The organism is Chryseobacterium taeanense, assembly GCF_900099685.1.
GTDB classification, from domain to species: domain Bacteria; phylum Bacteroidota; class Bacteroidia; order Flavobacteriales; family Weeksellaceae; genus Chryseobacterium; species Chryseobacterium taeanense.
The window spans coordinates 1-16,131 of record NZ_FNDW01000006.1 but is presented as its reverse complement, the minus strand read 5'-3'; the positions used below and the strand labels follow the sequence as shown (position 1 = coordinate 16,131).

General features: G+C 36.1%; 19 protein-coding genes. 4 read left to right on the top strand and 15 right to left on the bottom strand.

The genetic code is table 11. The features are described 5' to 3' along the window. Positions 1 to 60 precede the first annotated feature (60 nt). The 4 genes from BLR30_RS09700 to mraZ form a co-directional block, all read right to left on the bottom strand. A complete protein-coding gene (locus BLR30_RS09700) occupies positions 61 to 2,052 on the bottom strand; it encodes a penicillin-binding transpeptidase domain-containing protein (protein ID WP_089857646.1) in 1,992 nt (663 codons plus the stop codon). After that, entirely contained in the window at positions 2,036 to 2,401 is a 366-nt protein-coding gene (locus BLR30_RS09695) for an FtsL-like putative cell division protein (protein ID WP_089857644.1), read from the bottom strand. The genes BLR30_RS09700 and BLR30_RS09695 overlap by 17 nt, the downstream gene beginning before the upstream one ends. Positions 2,402 to 2,496: 95 nt before the next feature. After that, positions 2,497 to 3,390, bottom strand: coding sequence for a 16S rRNA (cytosine(1402)-N(4))-methyltransferase RsmH (gene rsmH / locus BLR30_RS09690; protein ID WP_089857642.1), 894 nt, complete (start codon positions 3,388 to 3,390; stop codon positions 2,497 to 2,499). Between the two features lie 41 nt (positions 3,391 to 3,431). Then, a complete protein-coding gene (gene mraZ, locus BLR30_RS09685) occupies positions 3,432 to 3,890 on the bottom strand; it encodes a division/cell wall cluster transcriptional repressor MraZ (RefSeq protein ID WP_089857640.1) in 459 nt (152 codons plus the stop codon). Between the two features lie 273 nt (positions 3,891 to 4,163). On the opposite strand from mraZ, the gene BLR30_RS09680 reads away from it, so the two are divergent. The 3 genes from BLR30_RS09680 (at position 4,164) to BLR30_RS09670 (ending at position 6,059) form a co-directional block, all read left to right on the top strand. Continuing rightward, positions 4,164 to 4,925: an alpha/beta fold hydrolase gene (locus BLR30_RS09680; RefSeq protein WP_089857638.1), complete on the top strand. Its 762-nt coding sequence runs from the start codon at positions 4,164 to 4,166 to the stop codon at positions 4,923 to 4,925. Between the two features lie 62 nt (positions 4,926 to 4,987). Beyond that, positions 4,988 to 5,611: a ribosome biogenesis GTP-binding protein YihA/YsxC gene (gene yihA, locus BLR30_RS09675; protein WP_089857636.1), complete on the top strand. Its 624-nt coding sequence runs from the start codon at positions 4,988 to 4,990 to the stop codon at positions 5,609 to 5,611. Then, complete coding sequence (locus BLR30_RS09670) at positions 5,604 to 6,059, top strand: GNAT family N-acetyltransferase (protein ID WP_089857634.1); 456 nt, start codon at positions 5,604 to 5,606, stop codon at positions 6,057 to 6,059. Before yihA ends, BLR30_RS09670 begins: the two co-directional genes overlap by 8 nt. 38 nt (positions 6,060 to 6,097) lie before the next feature. Here BLR30_RS09670 and msrA read toward each other — a convergent pair whose 3' ends face one another. From msrA to BLR30_RS09645, 5 genes are all read right to left on the bottom strand, one after another. After that, the gene (msrA, locus tag BLR30_RS09665; protein ID WP_089857632.1) at positions 6,098 to 6,652 is read right to left on the bottom strand and encodes a peptide-methionine (S)-S-oxide reductase MsrA; all 555 of its coding nucleotides are present in this window, start codon (positions 6,650 to 6,652) and stop codon (positions 6,098 to 6,100) included. A gap of 288 nt (positions 6,653 to 6,940) precedes the next feature. Continuing rightward, the gene (locus BLR30_RS09660; RefSeq protein ID WP_089857630.1) at positions 6,941 to 7,180 is read right to left on the bottom strand and encodes a hypothetical protein; all 240 of its coding nucleotides are present in this window, start codon (positions 7,178 to 7,180) and stop codon (positions 6,941 to 6,943) included. A gap of 172 nt (positions 7,181 to 7,352) precedes the next feature. Further along, positions 7,353 to 7,682: a hypothetical protein gene (locus tag BLR30_RS09655; protein WP_089857628.1), complete on the bottom strand. Its 330-nt coding sequence runs from the start codon at positions 7,680 to 7,682 to the stop codon at positions 7,353 to 7,355. Between the two features lie 121 nt (positions 7,683 to 7,803). Continuing rightward, entirely contained in the window at positions 7,804 to 8,292 is a 489-nt protein-coding gene (locus BLR30_RS09650; RefSeq protein ID WP_089857626.1) for a YkgJ family cysteine cluster protein, read from the bottom strand. After that, complete coding sequence (locus tag BLR30_RS09645; protein WP_089857624.1) at positions 8,292 to 9,263, bottom strand: ion channel; 972 nt, start codon at positions 9,261 to 9,263, stop codon at positions 8,292 to 8,294. The genes BLR30_RS09650 and BLR30_RS09645 overlap by 1 nt, the downstream gene beginning before the upstream one ends. A gap of 161 nt (positions 9,264 to 9,424) precedes the next feature. Between BLR30_RS09645 and BLR30_RS09640 the strand changes: the two genes are divergently transcribed. Then, positions 9,425 to 9,805 carry a group III truncated hemoglobin gene (locus BLR30_RS09640; RefSeq protein WP_089857622.1) on the top strand — a complete coding sequence of 127 codons (381 nt, stop codon included), beginning with the start codon at positions 9,425 to 9,427 and terminating at the stop codon, positions 9,803 to 9,805. Positions 9,806 to 9,814: 9 nt separating this feature from the next. On the opposite strand, the gene BLR30_RS09635 is transcribed toward BLR30_RS09640, so the two are convergent. The 6 genes from BLR30_RS09635 to BLR30_RS09610 all read right to left on the bottom strand — a co-directional run bounded on the left by BLR30_RS09635 (position 9,815) and on the right by BLR30_RS09610 (position 16,002). After that, positions 9,815 to 10,885 (bottom strand): calcium:cation antiporter, encoded by a 1,071-nt coding sequence (locus tag BLR30_RS09635; protein WP_089857620.1) that lies wholly within the window; start codon positions 10,883 to 10,885, stop codon positions 9,815 to 9,817. A 65-nt stretch (positions 10,886 to 10,950) separates the two neighbouring features. Then, positions 10,951 to 11,289 carry a DUF6122 family protein gene (locus BLR30_RS09630; RefSeq protein ID WP_089857618.1) on the bottom strand — a complete coding sequence of 113 codons (339 nt, stop codon included), beginning with the start codon at positions 11,287 to 11,289 and terminating at the stop codon, positions 10,951 to 10,953. Positions 11,290 to 11,302: 13 nt separating this feature from the next. After that, the gene (locus BLR30_RS09625) at positions 11,303 to 12,535 is read right to left on the bottom strand and encodes a hypothetical protein (RefSeq protein ID WP_228400752.1); all 1,233 of its coding nucleotides are present in this window, start codon (positions 12,533 to 12,535) and stop codon (positions 11,303 to 11,305) included. Continuing rightward, positions 12,535 to 14,586, bottom strand: a complete 2,052-nt coding sequence (locus tag BLR30_RS09620; RefSeq protein WP_089857614.1) for a hypothetical protein — start codon at positions 14,584 to 14,586, stop codon at positions 12,535 to 12,537. Before BLR30_RS09620 ends, BLR30_RS09625 begins: the two co-directional genes overlap by 1 nt. 14 nt (positions 14,587 to 14,600) lie before the next feature. Then, entirely contained in the window at positions 14,601 to 15,269 is a 669-nt protein-coding gene (locus BLR30_RS09615; RefSeq protein ID WP_089857611.1) for a hypothetical protein, read from the bottom strand. A gap of 16 nt (positions 15,270 to 15,285) precedes the next feature. After that, the gene (locus BLR30_RS09610; protein ID WP_089857609.1) at positions 15,286 to 16,002 is read right to left on the bottom strand and encodes a DNA alkylation repair protein; all 717 of its coding nucleotides are present in this window, start codon (positions 16,000 to 16,002) and stop codon (positions 15,286 to 15,288) included. Positions 16,003 to 16,131: the final 129 nt, after the last annotated feature.

Here is a 16,131-nt window from a genome sequence, read left to right as displayed (position 1 = left end):
TTATTTTTAATAGGATTTTATCCTATTCTGTTTTAAATCGTCCTTTCAGGACTCCTTTTTTTAATTCTGCAGAGACAAATAAATTCTCTGATTTTTACTGATCGTGGTGCCTTCCAGCGGGAATTGCTCTTTAATTCTTCCCACACCTTTAAAGTCAACACGGTAGCCTAAATTTTCAAGTTGCGGAATTACGTTTTTTCCGATCAATCCTACAACATTGGGCATTTGTTTATTATTGACTGCTACTTTTACATTAGGTTCAACCATTTTATTAAGGTTTACCTTTTTGTCGACCAGCATTTCTCTTTCAATATTTTGTGGTGTTTTCAGGAATGTTTTCCCCGCGATTTCCTTAAATACTGGTGCCGCTACCGTAGCTCCGTAAAATCCTTTTGCCGTATTTGGCTCACTGACCATCACATAGCAGGTGTATTTCGGATTGTCTGCCGGATAGAATCCTGCAAATGATGAACGGTATTTCATAGGGCCGGGAAGCCAATATTCGAACCTTGCTGTTCCTGTTTTTCCTGCCATTTTTAAATTCGGTGTGAAGATACTTTTTGCTGTTCCTTTTTCCACAGCTTTCGTTAATGCATCAGTCATCATTCTGATTGCCTTTTCGGAAGCCATTCTGTTGACCATTGTTTCAGGTGTTGCAGTGTATATTACTTTTCCGTCTTTCATGATTTTATCAATGAACAAAGGCTTGAGCATTTTACCCTTATTGGCAACACCGTTGTAGAATGTCGCTAATTGCAGGAGATTAATGTTTGAAGAATATCCATAAGCAATTGATGCCAGTGTGGCTGCATTCCATCTTTTGTTGTCCGGGGTAACAATTCTTGGCTTTGCAATTCCCGGAAGCTCAATGTCCATTTTGTCAAACAATTTCCAGCGTCTCAAATGATCCAGAAAAATCTGTGGCTTTTCGGCATAATATTTTGTGATTAATTTTGCCGATCCTACGTTGCTTGATTTTGCTAAAACATCACTAATGTCGTACGTTCCTCCGCCATGTCCGTCGGAAATTCTTTGCTTGGCATAAACCCAGACTCCGTTTCCTACATCAACCGTAGTATTTTCATCGATAAAACCGTCGTCCATCGCCGCCAGAAGCGAAATGGTTTTGAAAGTAGAACCCGGCTCAATATTATCTTTTAAAGCATAATTGTATGAATCAACATAGTCTCCGTCATCATTTCTTCTTAAATTCACCATTGCACGGACTTTTCCTGTTGCCACTTCCATCACAATTACAGTTCCGTGTTTTGCCTCGAAATTGATAAGCTGTTTTTGTAAAGCTGAGTGCGCAATATCCTGAATTCTAAGATCTAAAGTGGTATAAACATCTTCTCCGTCTACCGGTTCCTGAACTTTCCAGAAGTCAATCGGCTTCCATTGAGATGAATTGATTCTCTGCTCCAGTCTTTTTCCGTCGGTTCCTCTTAAATATTTTGAAAAAGCACCTTCAAGCCCTGAGCTGTATTTTCCATTATCCATACCGATAGTTCCGGCACCAATTTCTGATGTTGCAAGCTCTCTTTTATAGTTTCTATCAACGATGAAACCGCCTTTGTTTTTGCCTCTTCTGAAAATCGGGAATTTACGAATTCTGTCGTACTGATCGAAGTCGAGACCTCTCACCAAAGTATAATATTGGTTTTTCTTTTTTCTCTGCTCGTCAAACTTCTTTCTGAATTCTCCTCTTGGTTTTCCGAACATTTTACTTAAAGAATCTGTAAGAGCGCCGATATTGTTGGTGTATATCGTGTCCTTCATCGTTTTGAAGTCAAGAAAAATATCGTAGCGCATAACGGTAGTCGCAAGAATAGAACCATCTGAAGCGAAAAGGTTTCCACGAGCAGCTTTAAGAGTCGCTTCGCGATAATTTTTATTGATGTAATCGTCTTTAATCTCCTGAACATTCGTATTCTGAAGGATTACAATTCTTGCTAAGAACATGACAAACACGCACAAAGCTACCACTGCAAAGAGGTAGCCCCAACGTAACGTTTTTTTACGCTTGTTATCGTATTCATTTTGTTTTTGCATCCGTACTATCCAGTTTTATGAGCAATTTATGAGGATGGTTTTCCAGGGTCATTAATGAATCCCGGGCAACTTCTTTCCCCAATTCCGATTCCATTTTTACTTTAATCAGCTTACTTTGGGCGTAAGCATTTCTTGATTTATATTCTTCAGTTTGTTCTTTAAGGGCATTAACGATTTTGATTTTCTTATTAACCAAATGGTTACTGTAAATCATAGCCATCATCAATACGAACAACAGCAAAAAATACCGGTAATGTATTTTAATCTCATCACGGTTCAGAAAATTTCCTTTTATAATATCTATAAAAGTGAGTTTCTTCTGAGGGCGATATGTTGTTCTTTTTGCCAATTTTAAATGTCAATCTGTTTTGCAGTGAATTCACTTTGTTGTCAATTGTCAATTTTTTCAGGTTGAAATTAAATTGACAATTCACATATTCACTTTTAAACTTTTATTCCTGTTCTCATTTTTGCGCTTCTGGCTCTTGAGTTTTCTTCAATCTCCTTATCATCGGGGATGATTGCCTTACTCTTTACCAACTCAAACGCTTTTTTATAATTTCCGTAAATGTCTCTTTCAGGCTCGCCTTCAAACATTCCGTTCTTTAAAAATCTCTTTACCAGCCTGTCTTCCAGAGAATGGTAAGAAATCACCACCAATCTGCCTTCTGGTTTTAAAACATTGTAAGCCTGAACCAACATTTCTTTCAAAACTTCCAGTTCCTGATTTACCTCAATTCTAATCGCCTGAAACAATTGTGCATAGAATTTATTTACTTTATGCGGAGGAATATAGCTGAACATTTTCTTCAGATCTTCCGTTGTTTCTATGCTTTTTGTTTTCCTGTGATGAACAATATCCCTTGCCAGCTTTCTTGCTTCACGCAATTCACCGTAATGATAAAAAATATCCGCAAGCTCTTCCTCTTCATATTCATTAATTACCCTTTTGGCATCAAGATTCTGCATTACGTTCATTCTCATATCGAGAGGCGCATTACTTCTTGTTGAGAAACCTCTGTCGGCCTCATCAAACTGGTGAGAAGAAACGCCCAGATCTGCCAGAATACCATCCACCTGGGAAACATCATACATTAATAATGAGTTTTCCAGGAACCTGAAATTCTGATTGATTAATGTAAATCTAGGGTCATCAATTGTATTTTTCAGCGCATCTAAGTCCTGATCAAAACTGAAAAGCCTGCCCTTATCGGAAAGTCTGCTCAATATTTCTTTTGAATGGCCGCCGCCGCCAAAAGTACAGTCCACGTATGTTCCGTCTGGATTCGTCACCAAATCATCAACACTTTGCTTCAACAAAACGGGGTTATGATACATGTTTAAGTTGTGTTTTTAGCTTTAATTAATAATCAGCTTTGTTATTCTTCATCGAAAGCGCCCATCACATCTTCGGCAATGCTTGCAAAATCTTCTTCGTTAATGGAAATCACTTTTTCATAAGCTTCCTTATCCCATATCTCGAAAAGTTCTCCTGCGCTGGTAATTACAATGTCTTTCTGGAGATGAGCGAACGACATAAGATCTTTTGAGATCTGAAGCCTTCCCGCATTATCCAGCTCAACTGTTTTTACACCTGCTGTAAACATTCTAATGAAATCAGCATTCTTTTTAATGAACCTGTTTAGTTTATTAATTTTGCCCATTACTTTATCCCATGCATTCATAGGATAGACTTCCAGGCAGGATTGGAACACAGATCTTTTAACCACGAATGTTTTGTCTTCGAAGTTTTCCATTTGTTTAATCAAAGAAGAAGGTAGCTTTAAGCGTCCTTTATCATCGATTTTACACTCATATGTTCCAATGAAATTTTTCATTTGGGACAAATTTATATAATAATTTCCAAAAGTTCCCACTTTTTCCCACTTTTTACCTTAATGTTGATAAGTTTTATTAATGATTGAATTTCAGCTATATAATAAACTGGTATGCTGATTGTTGGGTAAACTGTTATTTAAGCCATAGCAAAGTGTTTAAGAAAAAAAGCTTTAAAAAAGACTTTGGTATATTATTTTTATTTTAAATTAGGCTTATCAAAATATTTTTGAGGTTTAATTTGTATTTTTGCAAGGCTTTATTAAAGGCATTATATGATATTTAGTACAAAAAAAGAAAAGAAATATACCTTCGTTGAGGCGGGAGAGGGACATCCATTGGTGCTGTTGCACGGTTTAATGGGTGGGTTGAGTAATTTCGATAAGATGGTGGATTTTTTTTCAGACAGAGGATTCAAAGTATATGTTCCTCAACTGCCGATCTACGATTTGCCGGTACTCAATACCAACCTTACAACGATAGCAAAATATATCGCCAAGTTTATAGAAACTCACATTGATGCACCTGTAACCATTGTCGGAAATTCAATGGGAGGTCACATCGGGTTGATTTTAACATTGGCAAGACCTGATTTAATTAAAAATCTTGTTCTTACAGGAAGCTCCGGTTTATATGAAAGAACTTTCGGAGACAGCTTTCCGAGAAAGAATGACCGATCTTATATCAGAAAGAAAACGGAAGAGGTGTTTTACGATCCTGCGATTGCAACGGAAGATCTGGTAGACGAAGTTTTTTCGGTAGTCAACGACAGAATGAAAGGGATTAAAACGGTCATGCTGGCAAGAAGTGCCATTAAGCACAACATGCTTCATGATCTGCCGAAGATTCTTACACCAACCTGTCTGATCTGGGGAAAACAGGATAATGTGACTCCTCCTGAAGTAGCGGAAGATATGCATAAATTTATTCCAAATTCAGATCTTTTCTGGATTGATAAATGTGGTCATGCTGCGATGATGGAAAAGCCTGATGAATTCAATGAAATTCTTTACAGCTGGTTAAAAGATAAAGTTTAAATTAAAATATAACAGACCATTAAGAACTTTCTTAATGGTTTGTTTTTCTAAAATATTTCAAGATGGTTATTAAAACAGCAACATTCGTAAAGAGTAGCGGCAAATGGCAGGATTGCCCCGAACCTAATATTCCGGAATATGCTTTCATAGGAAGATCCAACGTAGGAAAGTCTTCATTGATTAATGCAATGATGAATCATAAGGATCTTGCTAAAACTTCACAGACACCGGGAAAAACCCAGCTTATCAATCATTTTTTAGTGAATGAAAACTGGTATCTGACAGATTTACCGGGATATGGTTACGCAAAAGTATCAAAGTCAATAAGAAAGGATTTTGAAAAGCTGATTACCAATTATATTCTTAACCGAAAAAACCTGGTTAATCTTTTTGTTCTGGTGGATTCCCGTCATAAGCCACAAACGATAGACTTGGAATTTATCCAATGGTGCGGGGAAAGCGGCGTACCTTTTTCTATTGTTTTCACTAAAGTAGATAAGCTGAAACCCAATGTTGCTATAAAAAATGTTGAAGATTATAAAGCTGAGCTGCACAAAACCTGGGAAGACCTTCCTGAAATCTATGTAACATCTGCGGAGAAAAAAGAAGGATGTGATGAAATTCTTAATTTTATCCAAAATACCAATGAGTTTTTGGCGAATAATAATGTGAGCTTCGATGAGTAATATTATCTGGAAAATAAAAACTTTTGATGAATTTACCGTTCCGGAATTATATAGCGTTTTAAAAGCAAGAATTGACGTTTTTGTGGTAGAGCAAAATTGCCCTTATCCAGATCTGGACGATTACGATCAGAAAGCTGTTCATATATGGGCGGAAGAAAATGGAGAAGTCCTAGCCAACTGCCGTATTTTTGACAAAGGAATAAAATATCCCGAAGCATCCATCGGAAGAGTTCTCACTACAGAGAAGGCAAGAGGAAAAAGATTAGGGAAACAACTGATACAGTATGCCCTTGATGCTATCGAAGCACGTTTTCATACTTCTGAAGTAAGAATTTCTGCACAGGATTATTTATTGAAATTTTACGGAGAATTTGGTTTTAAAGACACCGGTAAAAAATATCTTGAAGACGATATTCCGCATACGGAAATGTTTTACAGTAAAAAATAATAATAAGGCTGTTTCAAATCTGAGACAGCCTTATTATTTTATTGCTCATTCAGCATTCCAAGCTCACCGAAATGCTTTTTAAACTTCTGAATTTTCGGTCCGACAACAGCGCTGCAATAAGGCTGTGTAGGATTCTCATTGTAATATCCCTGATGATATTGTTCCGCGGGCCAGAATTTTTCAAATTTCGTCAGCTCTGTTACATAAGTTCCCTGCCATCTTCCGGATTGTTTAGACTTTTCAATAGCCTCTTCAGCCTTTGCCTTTTCTGCATCATCTTTATAATAAATTACAGAACGGTACTGTGTTCCGATATCATTACCCTGACGATTCAATTGGGTAGGATCGTGAAGGAAGAAGAAAACATCCATTAATTGTTCATAAGAAATTAAGGACGGATCATAGAAAATCTGTACGACTTCTGCATGACCCGTTTCTCCGGTGCAAACCTCTTCATAGGTCGGGTTGTCCTTATGTCCACCCGAATATCCTGAAATGGCAGATTGTACTCCTTTCAGCATATTAAAACAGCTTTCCACGCACCAAAAACATCCGCCACCGAAAGTAATCTGCTCTAAATTATTATTGTTCATTCTAAGTTGATTATTATATTTAAATATTTCTCCGAATTAAGGAATACGATGGAGAAAAAACGTATCAAAAATAGTAAAATCTTTTTCAATTTATACTTTCTCAGCGTTCTAAACATAAATTATGTTGATAGATAATACAAATTATTTAAATACCATGAGCATTACTGTTTTTTACAAAAATATATTATCAAATTATTCAGATTCGTTCAGTAAGAAGTATGTTTATAGGAAAGATATGATCAAAAAAAATCCTGAAAAGGTATTCAGGATTTCGATACAATGCATTATCTATTTATTTTTCTTTTTCATTTTTCTGTCGCCTGTTGTGGTTTCTCTGTTATTCCATTTGGCCGTATCGGTTTTTGGCTTATCCATACTGTTGTTATTCATATTACCCGTTGTCATGTCGCTATTCCTTACGGTGTCTGGTTTAATAGTGTCTGTCTTAGTCTTTTGTGGTGTTATCTGTGCAGATACTGCGATTGTTCCAAACATTGCGAATGCTGTCGCTAAAATTAAATTTTTCATAATATAATGATTTAGTGGTTTGTGTATTTTCTAAGTACAATGATTGTACAAAATGACAGGTGTAAATATTTTAATTTGACTTATCGTATTTTAAGAAAAATACTCATTGTCAGCTGAAGAAGAATCCCGGAATATAAAATCCCGGGATTTCATTACTACTTTACTTAAATACTTACTTCGACTTTTTCTTTTTAGATTTCTTCTCTTCTTTAGTTGCCTCGTCATTGGGTTTGGTTGCCTCCGCATTCGGATCTGTGCTCAGCGTTGCTGAAGCATCAGTAGCGGTAGTTGCTGCGGATGCATCTACTGTGGTTGTTGCATTTTGATCTTGAGCGGTTGTTTCCGGACTGGAGGTTGCCTGTGGATCCTGTTGTGTTTGAGTGGTCGGTTGGTTACCAGAATTTTGATTTTGCGACGGGTTCTGTTGTGTTGTGTCCGTCTGAGCCGATACTGCGATTACTCCGACTAATGTAAACGCTGCTGTTAAAACTAACTTCTTCATAATAATTAATATTTTTAATATGGTTTGTTTAGCTAAAACGCCGACGATTTACCGAATATTATCTGTAAGCTCTTTATTTAACGTACTTTATAAATATTTAAGAATGATTTTGAATAATAAATTACTTTGCCAAATTTTTCATAATTCTTTCTACAAACTCATATGCAGCGGGGCATATCAGGGTATTTTTCATGGTAAGATTATTGATCTGGTAAATTTTTTTTCGATCTGTATGAGGATATTCCCGGCAGGCTTTAGGACGCACTTCGTAGACAGAACATGTATTGTCGCTGTTCAAAAAAAAGCATGGGAGATGTTGTAATACTTTGTCATTGTCTTCATCAACCCTAAGATATTTAGCCTCAAAATCTGCAGGTTTCATGCGGAGATGTTTCGCAATTCTTTCAATATCTTTTTCTGTGTACAATGGTCCTGTGGTCTTACAGCAATTGGCGCACTGAAGGCAATCTATATTTTCAAAAACTTCATCATGTGTTTCCTGAACTACATAATCCAAATTTTTCGGCGGCTTTTTTTTAAGGCCATCTAAAAACTTTTTATGCTCTTTCTGCTTCTGTAAAGCCTGCTTTTTATAAAATTCTAAATTCATTATTCATTTTCTTGCTGAAAGGCCGGAAGATCAACTTGTTGATATTGGTTAATTTTATCCAGATCTAGCACGGTTGAAAGATTTTTCTTATCAGGATAATACATTCGGACAAATCTGGCTCCGTAAACGATTTCTCCGGTAACATAAGATGTCCGCTGTACGACTGTATTGGAAAATACTTCATCGAATGCACGTACATGAACGATAATTTCGATATCCGTATTTTTAAAATCCTCTTCAGAGAAACCGAAAAACGGAGAACTTTCATCAATCTGATGAACGATCGTCCAGTTCAAAGCCAACGTGTTAATTTTGCTCAGCTGTGTTTTCAGGGTATAAAAATTACTTCTTGCAACACCGTTTTCAATGACTTCAATTGCTGCTGAAACAATGACATCAGTTTCCGTTAATGAATTGTTTTTGTAAGGCGCCAGCCTGAACATCAATGCTGTTTTATCTTTAAAAGGAGCTATCAGTGCAATATCAGAAAACCTTAAGTAAGCTCTCGGCCGCGAAAATCTTCCATAAAAAAGACCTGTTGCGATGGCAAAAGTAAGCAATCCGAGGAAAGCTTCAAAAGTAGCCACAAGACTCGCCAAAAAACCTACCGGTGCAATTCTACCGTAACCAACTGTGGTAAAAGTCTGTGAGCTGAAGAAAAAAACATCAATAAACTCATTCAGCGGGTTGCTTTTGTCAATGCCCGTCAAATGTTCAACGCCGATGAGATAATATATTAATGCAAAAAAAAGATTAACCAGAACATAAGCAACAACGAGATAAGAAAGGAAATGGAAGGTAGACAGATCCAGCATCGTATGATACCAGCTAAAACGGTTGAAAATATTAACTCCTTTCCTGTTGACATTCGGGAGGCCATCTTTATTGATAAACCGACCCGAAGCATAATCTCCGAAGCCGCTGTTATCCATATTTTTCTGGCGAATTTTCTGCCTGAATCCTTTTGCCATTTTTATCTCTTTTAAACTTTAATCCTTATAAATGATAACTGTGCTAATGATTTAGGTCTTGGTTTCATTTAAAATAATATGCAAAGATAAAACATTGTTCATATGAAATTTATCAACTTTACAATTGAATTTCAGAATAAATTTTAAACTAAATTTGAAATATGAAAAAGCTGGAATCAAGAGAAGATATTGAGCATCTCGTTAATACATTTTACGCAAAAGTCGTCAAAGACGACACCATCAGTTTCTTTTTTACTGATGTTGCTAAGGTAAACTGGGACAAACACTTACCCAAAATGTATTCTTTCTGGGAGTCTATACTGTTTGGGCAGATGACGTATAAAGGAAATCCTATGGGTGCACATTTTCCGATCAATGAAATTCAGGCAATGGAACAAAAACATTTTAATCGCTGGCTGGATCTCTGGAAAGCAACCATCGAAGAAAATTTTGTCGGCGAAAATGCAGATATGGCCATCTATAAATCTGAAAATATCGCTAAACTAATGGCTTTTAAAATGGATCTGGCAAGACGGCTTTAGAATGCAATTTTAAGGAACAATCACCGTAAAAATATACGCTGCAAGATTTACCAGCAAAACCGTTCCGTACAGAATATTGGTTTTTCCACGGCTTAGAGAAAGCATAACGATAAAAACCGACAAGGAAAGAAGAATAATGTCTTTCTTATCAAGTCCTAAAACCAGCGGAATATCATACATAATACAAACAACTGAAACTGCCGGTATGGTAAGTCCGATACTTGCCAACGCAGATCCCAAAGCCAGATTAAGACTCGACTGAATCTGATTACTTCGGGCAGCCCTGATTGCCGCCAGTCCTTCCGGCAATAATACGACTGCCGCAATAATTACCCCGACCAGAGATTTTGGTGCGCCAATGCTCTGAACCATACTTTCTATCGTTCCCGAGAGACCTTTTGCCATTAGCACAACGATGGCAAGACAGATCACCAGAAAAGCAAAACTGAGCATTGTTTTCTGAAAAGACGGAATATAGTGTTCTTGAGGATGCTCATCCGGAACAATAAAGTAATTTCGGTGTCTTACGGTTTGTACCATCAAGAAAACTCCATAAATGACCAGGCACGCAATAGAGACGAATATCAGCTGCGCCCGGTTATAGAAAGGGCCGTTGACACTGGATGTAAAATTCGGAAGAACAAGAGTAAGAATTAAAATAGAAACAATACTGACGAGATACGTTGTAGCAGAGGTTCTCGCAAAAAACTGCTCGTAATATTTTACACCTCCTACAAGAATACCGATTCCCAAGATTCCGTTAAGGATCAGCATTACTGCAGCGAATACTGTATCTCTTGCAAGTGTATTTGCCTGATCGCCGCCTGCTACCATCAGCGAAATAATCAGGGCGACTTCCAAAATGGTAATACAGAGTGCAAGAATAATCGTTCCGAAAGGTTCCCCAACTTTATGGGCGACTACTTCCGCATGATGAACTGCAGAAATCACACTTCCGGTCAATAAAATTCCGGCAATAATATCAAAAATGATTCCGCTTCCCATGAGTCCGGAAACATAATATCCCACAGCCAGAATGGGAAAAACATACGTATAATGTAAAAGTTCTTTTAAATTCATAAGTGCCTACAAAATACAAAAAATCTATGGTTTTTGAAATATCAAAAGAAAATATTAATGATATTTTAATGGTTCCAGAGGTAAAAATCCTGAAAGTCGGTCAGCATATGAAACAAAAGTCCGATACCTATGATTCTTATATTTCCTTTAAAAAACAGCATCAAAAAATAAACCGCAATAGCATAATAGGAATGTAAAAAATGAAAACCGATACTTCCTCTGTCGGGATCGAAAATTGGGTCTGCAAAAAGATGATCCAGGTCTACAAGCATGGTAGCCAATAAAATAAGATACACTTTCTTCCAGTTTTCCCGGTAAAAAATCAGTGCAATGAAAAGCGGGAACACAAAATGAAGGAAATAATGTACGAATGTTTTAATATAGACAATGTCTGATAAATCCATTTTTAATCATTTGTTACCACCGAAGTATCAGAGGCAGATTGTTTTCTTTGAATTTTAATTTAACATAATAATCACTGTCTTTATTCCCATAAAAAAGATAGTCAATGTCAGAGAATATTTTCTTTTCGTTCGAGGTGAAGGATTTTAAATTTGAATATAATAACTCATTATTTCTGACAAAAATATAATTTTCATTTATCTGTCCGGAAGGATGGACTGTTTTTCTTGTTGATCTAATCTCAAAACCGTGAGCGTTTTTCTCAATTACATTCGGCTGAAACGGAATCGCAATAAATTGACGCTTAGCATTAATCCATTTTCTATTTTCAAAATATTGCATTGTTTTTTCCGGATCTGAGCTTTGAAGAGAAATTAAATAATTGGGCTGAATGATCTTCTGAATAGTCTTTTTTTCGATTTCATTAAAATCATCATCGTATCCGTACGTGATAATGGTGTCATTCACGCGCTCAAGCTCTGCCGTTGCTTTTAAATAATCAATTCCTGCAGAATCGGAAAATTTCTTATCAAAAAAAGAAGCAAAATTTTTAATGTTTTCGCTGTTTAATTCTGCTGCAAAGAAAGGAACCTTTTGCTGAACTTCAGAAATAATGGATGTGAAATTATTTATGCCGGGAGCTTTTATTTCGATGTCATGAGTATTTACATCCATTGAAAAATTACGGATTTTACCATTCGAAATCACTGAAATGCTTCCTAAAGAACCATCAATAAAAGTATCTGATGTAAAATTCGTTCTCTGGGAAAAAGCCAGAAACAAACGGTTTATATTTTCAAAAGCCTTATCGGAAGTTCCGAGAATACAGTTTTTGCCTTCTATTTTAATAAAAATACGGCCTTTATGAAAGAGTTCATTTTTCTTTTCGGCAAATCCTTTTTGTTTTAAATAAGTAAGAAATTTCTTTTTATTCTTAATTTCAAGAATACCGTACCAATCGGAAAACGATGTATTTTCGATATGAAAGACCTGTAAAAAATCCGGAATTTTCACGCCCGATTCACGAATAGAAATTTCACTTGTTTTTTCATCGGCATTCCTGAACCATTCTGAAGGATGACTCAGAAAATCTGATAGATATTGCCGTGTCACTTTTTTAGTATCCAAAAGAATTACCACATCGGCATTTCGGGGAATGAATTTTAATTCTTTATCCTTGTAATATAATATGAAATAAACAAATATCGCTGCAATAAGTACAACAAAGGCAATAAGTTTCTTCTTCATTATAAAATCGGCGGCTTTTTATCTGATTCTTTAATTTTATAAATCTCGTCAAACAAATCAAAGAAATACATGAGGCTGTTTTCTGAAGAGTTTTTCACCGAATAATCGATCTCGGTTTCTATCCTGTCCCCTTTGGATTCTGATTTAAAATAAATATCGCCAACATTTTTCCTTACCAGGTCGAGCATTTTTCTTTCGGAATTACTCTTGAATTCTTTTTCCAGCCCTGCAAGAAGTTTACGAATATCAAATCTTCCTGAAATTGGATATTTTGAAGAATCCTTCATCCAGATTTTTGACTTTTCAGACTGATTTTCAGACTTTAAATTATTTGCAGCGGTGGTTACATAGACAATTCCATCTTTTACGGTAAAGAAAATCTCATCCATAAAACCTGTGCTTTTTTCTTCTTTAAACAGATAGAAATCTCCGTTTTTAGAGAAGTTTTTTGACGTTTTTTTATTAGTAGTCAGCAAATCGAATATTCTTTTCCAATACCCTTCATTTTCCGTTGCGAAAGCAAAAGTGAAATCCGGAACCGCAACTTCTTTTGTTTTTTTTACTTCTTTTTCGTTGTAATTGTCATCATATTCAAAATCTGTATATTCTACGGTCTTAGATTTCAATTCATTGAGTACGAAGATTCCGTTTCCGGGCGCTATTTTTGCGATGGCTTCTTCATCCAGAACAATCTTTACCGTTTCCATGATGAGTTCCGTTTCTTTCTGATATTCAGAATCTCCCGCATTTTTCATAAGCGCATACATCATGTCAAAATACTTACTTCCATCAACGTTAATTGCATAATAGCCAATGCTTTTGTCACTGATAAGTCTTGCCAGCTTTTTGTTTTTCCTGCCTTTGTAAATTGCTGAAACGCTTTTCTGAACTTCGGGATTTTTATGCTGATAAGTGTTGACCAACTTTACTTTATCTTCATCGAAATAGAGGTTGTAAGAGGAATTTGAATTATATACAGCATTCAGCAGACTGCCAAACTGATAGCGCTTCATCATTTTACCATATATTCCGTTATTGACAATTCGCCCATAATCTGTGTACACAAAAACATCAGAGCCGGCATCGCGGAAAGCGGTCATTTCATTCGGGATATCAAGTTCCAGATTAGAATTAAAATACTCATCAAAAGATTGTTCTGCCAGCTGTTTCACCACTTTGAACTTCTCGATTTTCAGAGAATCCATTTGTTTCTTAAAATCATCATATTCCGGAATTTGCAGATCTTCCATATCCTCTTCCGGATCTGGTGACGGGCGTTTTTCTACACTGTCATCCGAATAGTTTTCATCTGTTGTTCCTTTATCTTCTTTCGGATATTCGTGATGTTTTTCAAGATATTTGATGTCTTTCTGGATTCTCGCTATTTCAGCATTGTTTTCTTTTATGCTTTCTTTTAAATATTTGATATCATCTTTCAGGTATTTAATCTCTTCCTTATAGTCAAATGCTTTTTCGGGTTCTTCAACATAGGCACTGTCTACAACGGCAGTAGCTACACTATCTATGACTGCTGTTGCACTATCAGCAATTGTCTCATCATTCCATTTTTCTTTATAGGGTTTGTTGTAATTTACCATCTTCAGAACAGCACGGTTTCCATTCCATCCAACAAAAATGTCGTCATCCAGACTTACATAAGAATAGTTGGTTTTGCGTGAGGTTTCCAGTCCTTCTTTCTTGACTGAATTGATGAATTCCTGAAACTTATCTTTATTATCCAGAATAAAAATTGCCGTGTAAACCTGTACTGAATCATTAAAGGATGCATAGTGATACTGTGTCGCATTATATTTGATTCCGGTTTTAGAATAATCTGTCCATGTCGGTTTTTCTTTTTCTTTTCCTTTTTTAACAACTTCCTGCAAAATAGGATTGAATTTTTGCCAATTGATCTTTTTATCCAGCTGTTTTCCGTTGATTTCCATATAGAAAAGAGCATCAGCAGGCATCTTCATACGTTGCTGCGTGAATGCCAGAGAAAAAACTAAAAATAAAATTACAATTTGTATTTTTTGTACAATAGATTTCATGGTTCGTGTTTAAATTATTGAAATATAATAGTATTCTGTAATTGCTTACGCTGGAGAATCAGATCTTCAATATCCGCTTCCAGCTTTACAGCCTTTTTATGAGGAGAAAGAGAGTACTGGCTATTGGTTTGTGATTTTACCATATTTTCAAACTGGAGCACTGAGATATAGCTTGCATTATTAAAAATTTCTTTATCGGCGTTGCTCATCTTATCGTAATCGCTTTTAAAAGTGCTGACTTTATTTCTTGTAAATATTTTTTTTGCAGGATTGTATCCGTAAATGTTCGTGGGGATCATTTTGCCGATTATCCCGCCGGATTTCAATTGCTCCAGACCGGAATTGATATTTTCAATTTTCCTGAAATTACAACTTAGCTTAATGATATAATTATCAAAATCCATGGAGGTTTTCACATTGGAAATTCCAGGTGTAGCCTTGAAAATTCTTGCCGCCTGACTAATCTTCGCTTCAATTTCTGCTCTTTTTGGAACTTTTTTCCCGTTAATGGTTTCCATTTTAGAGATCGAGGCCAGCCTTGTTTTGCTTTTACTGGCATTCAGTATCAAAGTGTATTCACCGCTTCCGTCGGCTTTTACATTTACTTTATCTAAAATATCGAAACAACTTGTCGCCAATAAAAGAGGCAATAGCAGGAGCAGTCGTTTAATATAGTTCTTCATAATTTTTATTTCATATTTAAATTCTGCCTTTCAGGTAATCCTGTCTCAGTTCTTCATCCAGTTTTTCGATGGCATATCTCAGGCAGGTTCTGGGCATTTCTTTGTAATTTTGGTTTAAATAACCGATGAGTTCCTGTCTGTTTTTCTGCCCCATTTCCCGAAGCAGCCATCCGGTGGCTTTATGCATCAGGTCGTGAGGATGTTTCATGTTTTGGGTAACGAACTCTTTTGTAAGCTCAAACAATCCTTTTTTCACATAATGCATGGTTCCTACCACAGCGATTCTCTTGTGCCACATTATTTCTGATGACGAAAGTTCTCTGAGCAATTCTTCTTTTTGATTTTCAAAGCAATATCTGCCCAGAATTTTATAGCAGCTTGAATCTACCAGATCCCAATTGTTTATATACTCCAGATGATTCAGATAAAATTCAATAATTTTTTTTTGAACTTCGCCATCTTTCGTTTTTTCAAATTTATAGGTAAGTATAAGCAAAGCGGTTAGCCTGTGTTCATGATACTTTGAAGAAAGCAGTTCGCTCAATTCCGCTAAAGAGATTTTAGAAAAAAATGCTTTGGCTACGGAACGCTGATCCGGAACCGTAACGCCTAAAAACAAATCTCCCTCTCCATATTCTCCTTTTCCCGTTTTGAAAAATTTTGGAAAAAATTCTGCTTTTTCGGAAATAGACAAGATGGCTAAAGCTTCTGTTATCTCTTTAATTATACTCATTTGAAATTTCTTTATGCTGATTAATCGCAAACAGTAAATAACCTGAGTTCGGTTTAAGCAAAGTTTAAAAATAGTTGACCGTCATTTACCTTTTTCAAGTTGAGTGACGGTTTCTTTGGAAAGAAACAA

What these genes read in the sequence shown, in the direction of transcription:
- BLR30_RS09645 (WP_089857624.1), bottom strand. Translation starts at nt 9,263, where the DNA reads ATGGCAAAAGGATTCAGGCAGAAAATTCGCCAGAAAAATATGGATAAC.
- BLR30_RS09670 (WP_089857634.1), top strand. Translation starts at nt 5,604, where the DNA reads ATGAGTAATATTATCTGGAAAATAAAAACTTTTGATGAATTTACCGTT.
- BLR30_RS09625 (WP_228400752.1), bottom strand. Translation starts at nt 12,535, where the DNA reads ATGAAGAAGAAACTTATTGCCTTTGTTGTACTTATTGCAGCGATATTT.
- BLR30_RS09700 (WP_089857646.1), bottom strand. Translation starts at nt 2,052, where the DNA reads ATGCAAAAACAAAATGAATACGATAACAAGCGTAAAAAAACGTTACGT.
- mraZ (WP_089857640.1), bottom strand. Translation starts at nt 3,890, where the DNA reads ATGAAAAATTTCATTGGAACATATGAGTGTAAAATCGATGATAAAGGA.
- BLR30_RS09640 (WP_089857622.1), top strand. Translation starts at nt 9,425, where the DNA reads ATGAAAAAGCTGGAATCAAGAGAAGATATTGAGCATCTCGTTAATACA.
- BLR30_RS09655 (WP_089857628.1), bottom strand. Translation starts at nt 7,682, where the DNA reads ATGAAGAAGTTAGTTTTAACAGCAGCGTTTACATTAGTCGGAGTAATC.
- yihA (WP_089857636.1), top strand. Translation starts at nt 4,988, where the DNA reads ATGGTTATTAAAACAGCAACATTCGTAAAGAGTAGCGGCAAATGGCAG.
- BLR30_RS09635 (WP_089857620.1), bottom strand. Translation starts at nt 10,885, where the DNA reads ATGAATTTAAAAGAACTTTTACATTATACGTATGTTTTTCCCATTCTG.
- BLR30_RS09660 (WP_089857630.1), bottom strand. Translation starts at nt 7,180, where the DNA reads ATGAAAAATTTAATTTTAGCGACAGCATTCGCAATGTTTGGAACAATC.
- BLR30_RS09615 (WP_089857611.1), bottom strand. Translation starts at nt 15,269, where the DNA reads ATGAAGAACTATATTAAACGACTGCTCCTGCTATTGCCTCTTTTATTG.
- msrA (WP_089857632.1), bottom strand. Translation starts at nt 6,652, where the DNA reads ATGAACAATAATAATTTAGAGCAGATTACTTTCGGTGGCGGATGTTTT.
- BLR30_RS09620 (WP_089857614.1), bottom strand. Translation starts at nt 14,586, where the DNA reads ATGAAATCTATTGTACAAAAAATACAAATTGTAATTTTATTTTTAGTT.
- rsmH (WP_089857642.1), bottom strand. Translation starts at nt 3,390, where the DNA reads ATGTATCATAACCCCGTTTTGTTGAAGCAAAGTGTTGATGATTTGGTG.
- BLR30_RS09680 (WP_089857638.1), top strand. Translation starts at nt 4,164, where the DNA reads ATGATATTTAGTACAAAAAAAGAAAAGAAATATACCTTCGTTGAGGCG.
- BLR30_RS09650 (WP_089857626.1), bottom strand. Translation starts at nt 8,292, where the DNA reads ATGAATTTAGAATTTTATAAAAAGCAGGCTTTACAGAAGCAGAAAGAG.
- BLR30_RS09610 (WP_089857609.1), bottom strand. Translation starts at nt 16,002, where the DNA reads ATGAGTATAATTAAAGAGATAACAGAAGCTTTAGCCATCTTGTCTATT.
- BLR30_RS09630 (WP_089857618.1), bottom strand. Translation starts at nt 11,289, where the DNA reads ATGGATTTATCAGACATTGTCTATATTAAAACATTCGTACATTATTTC.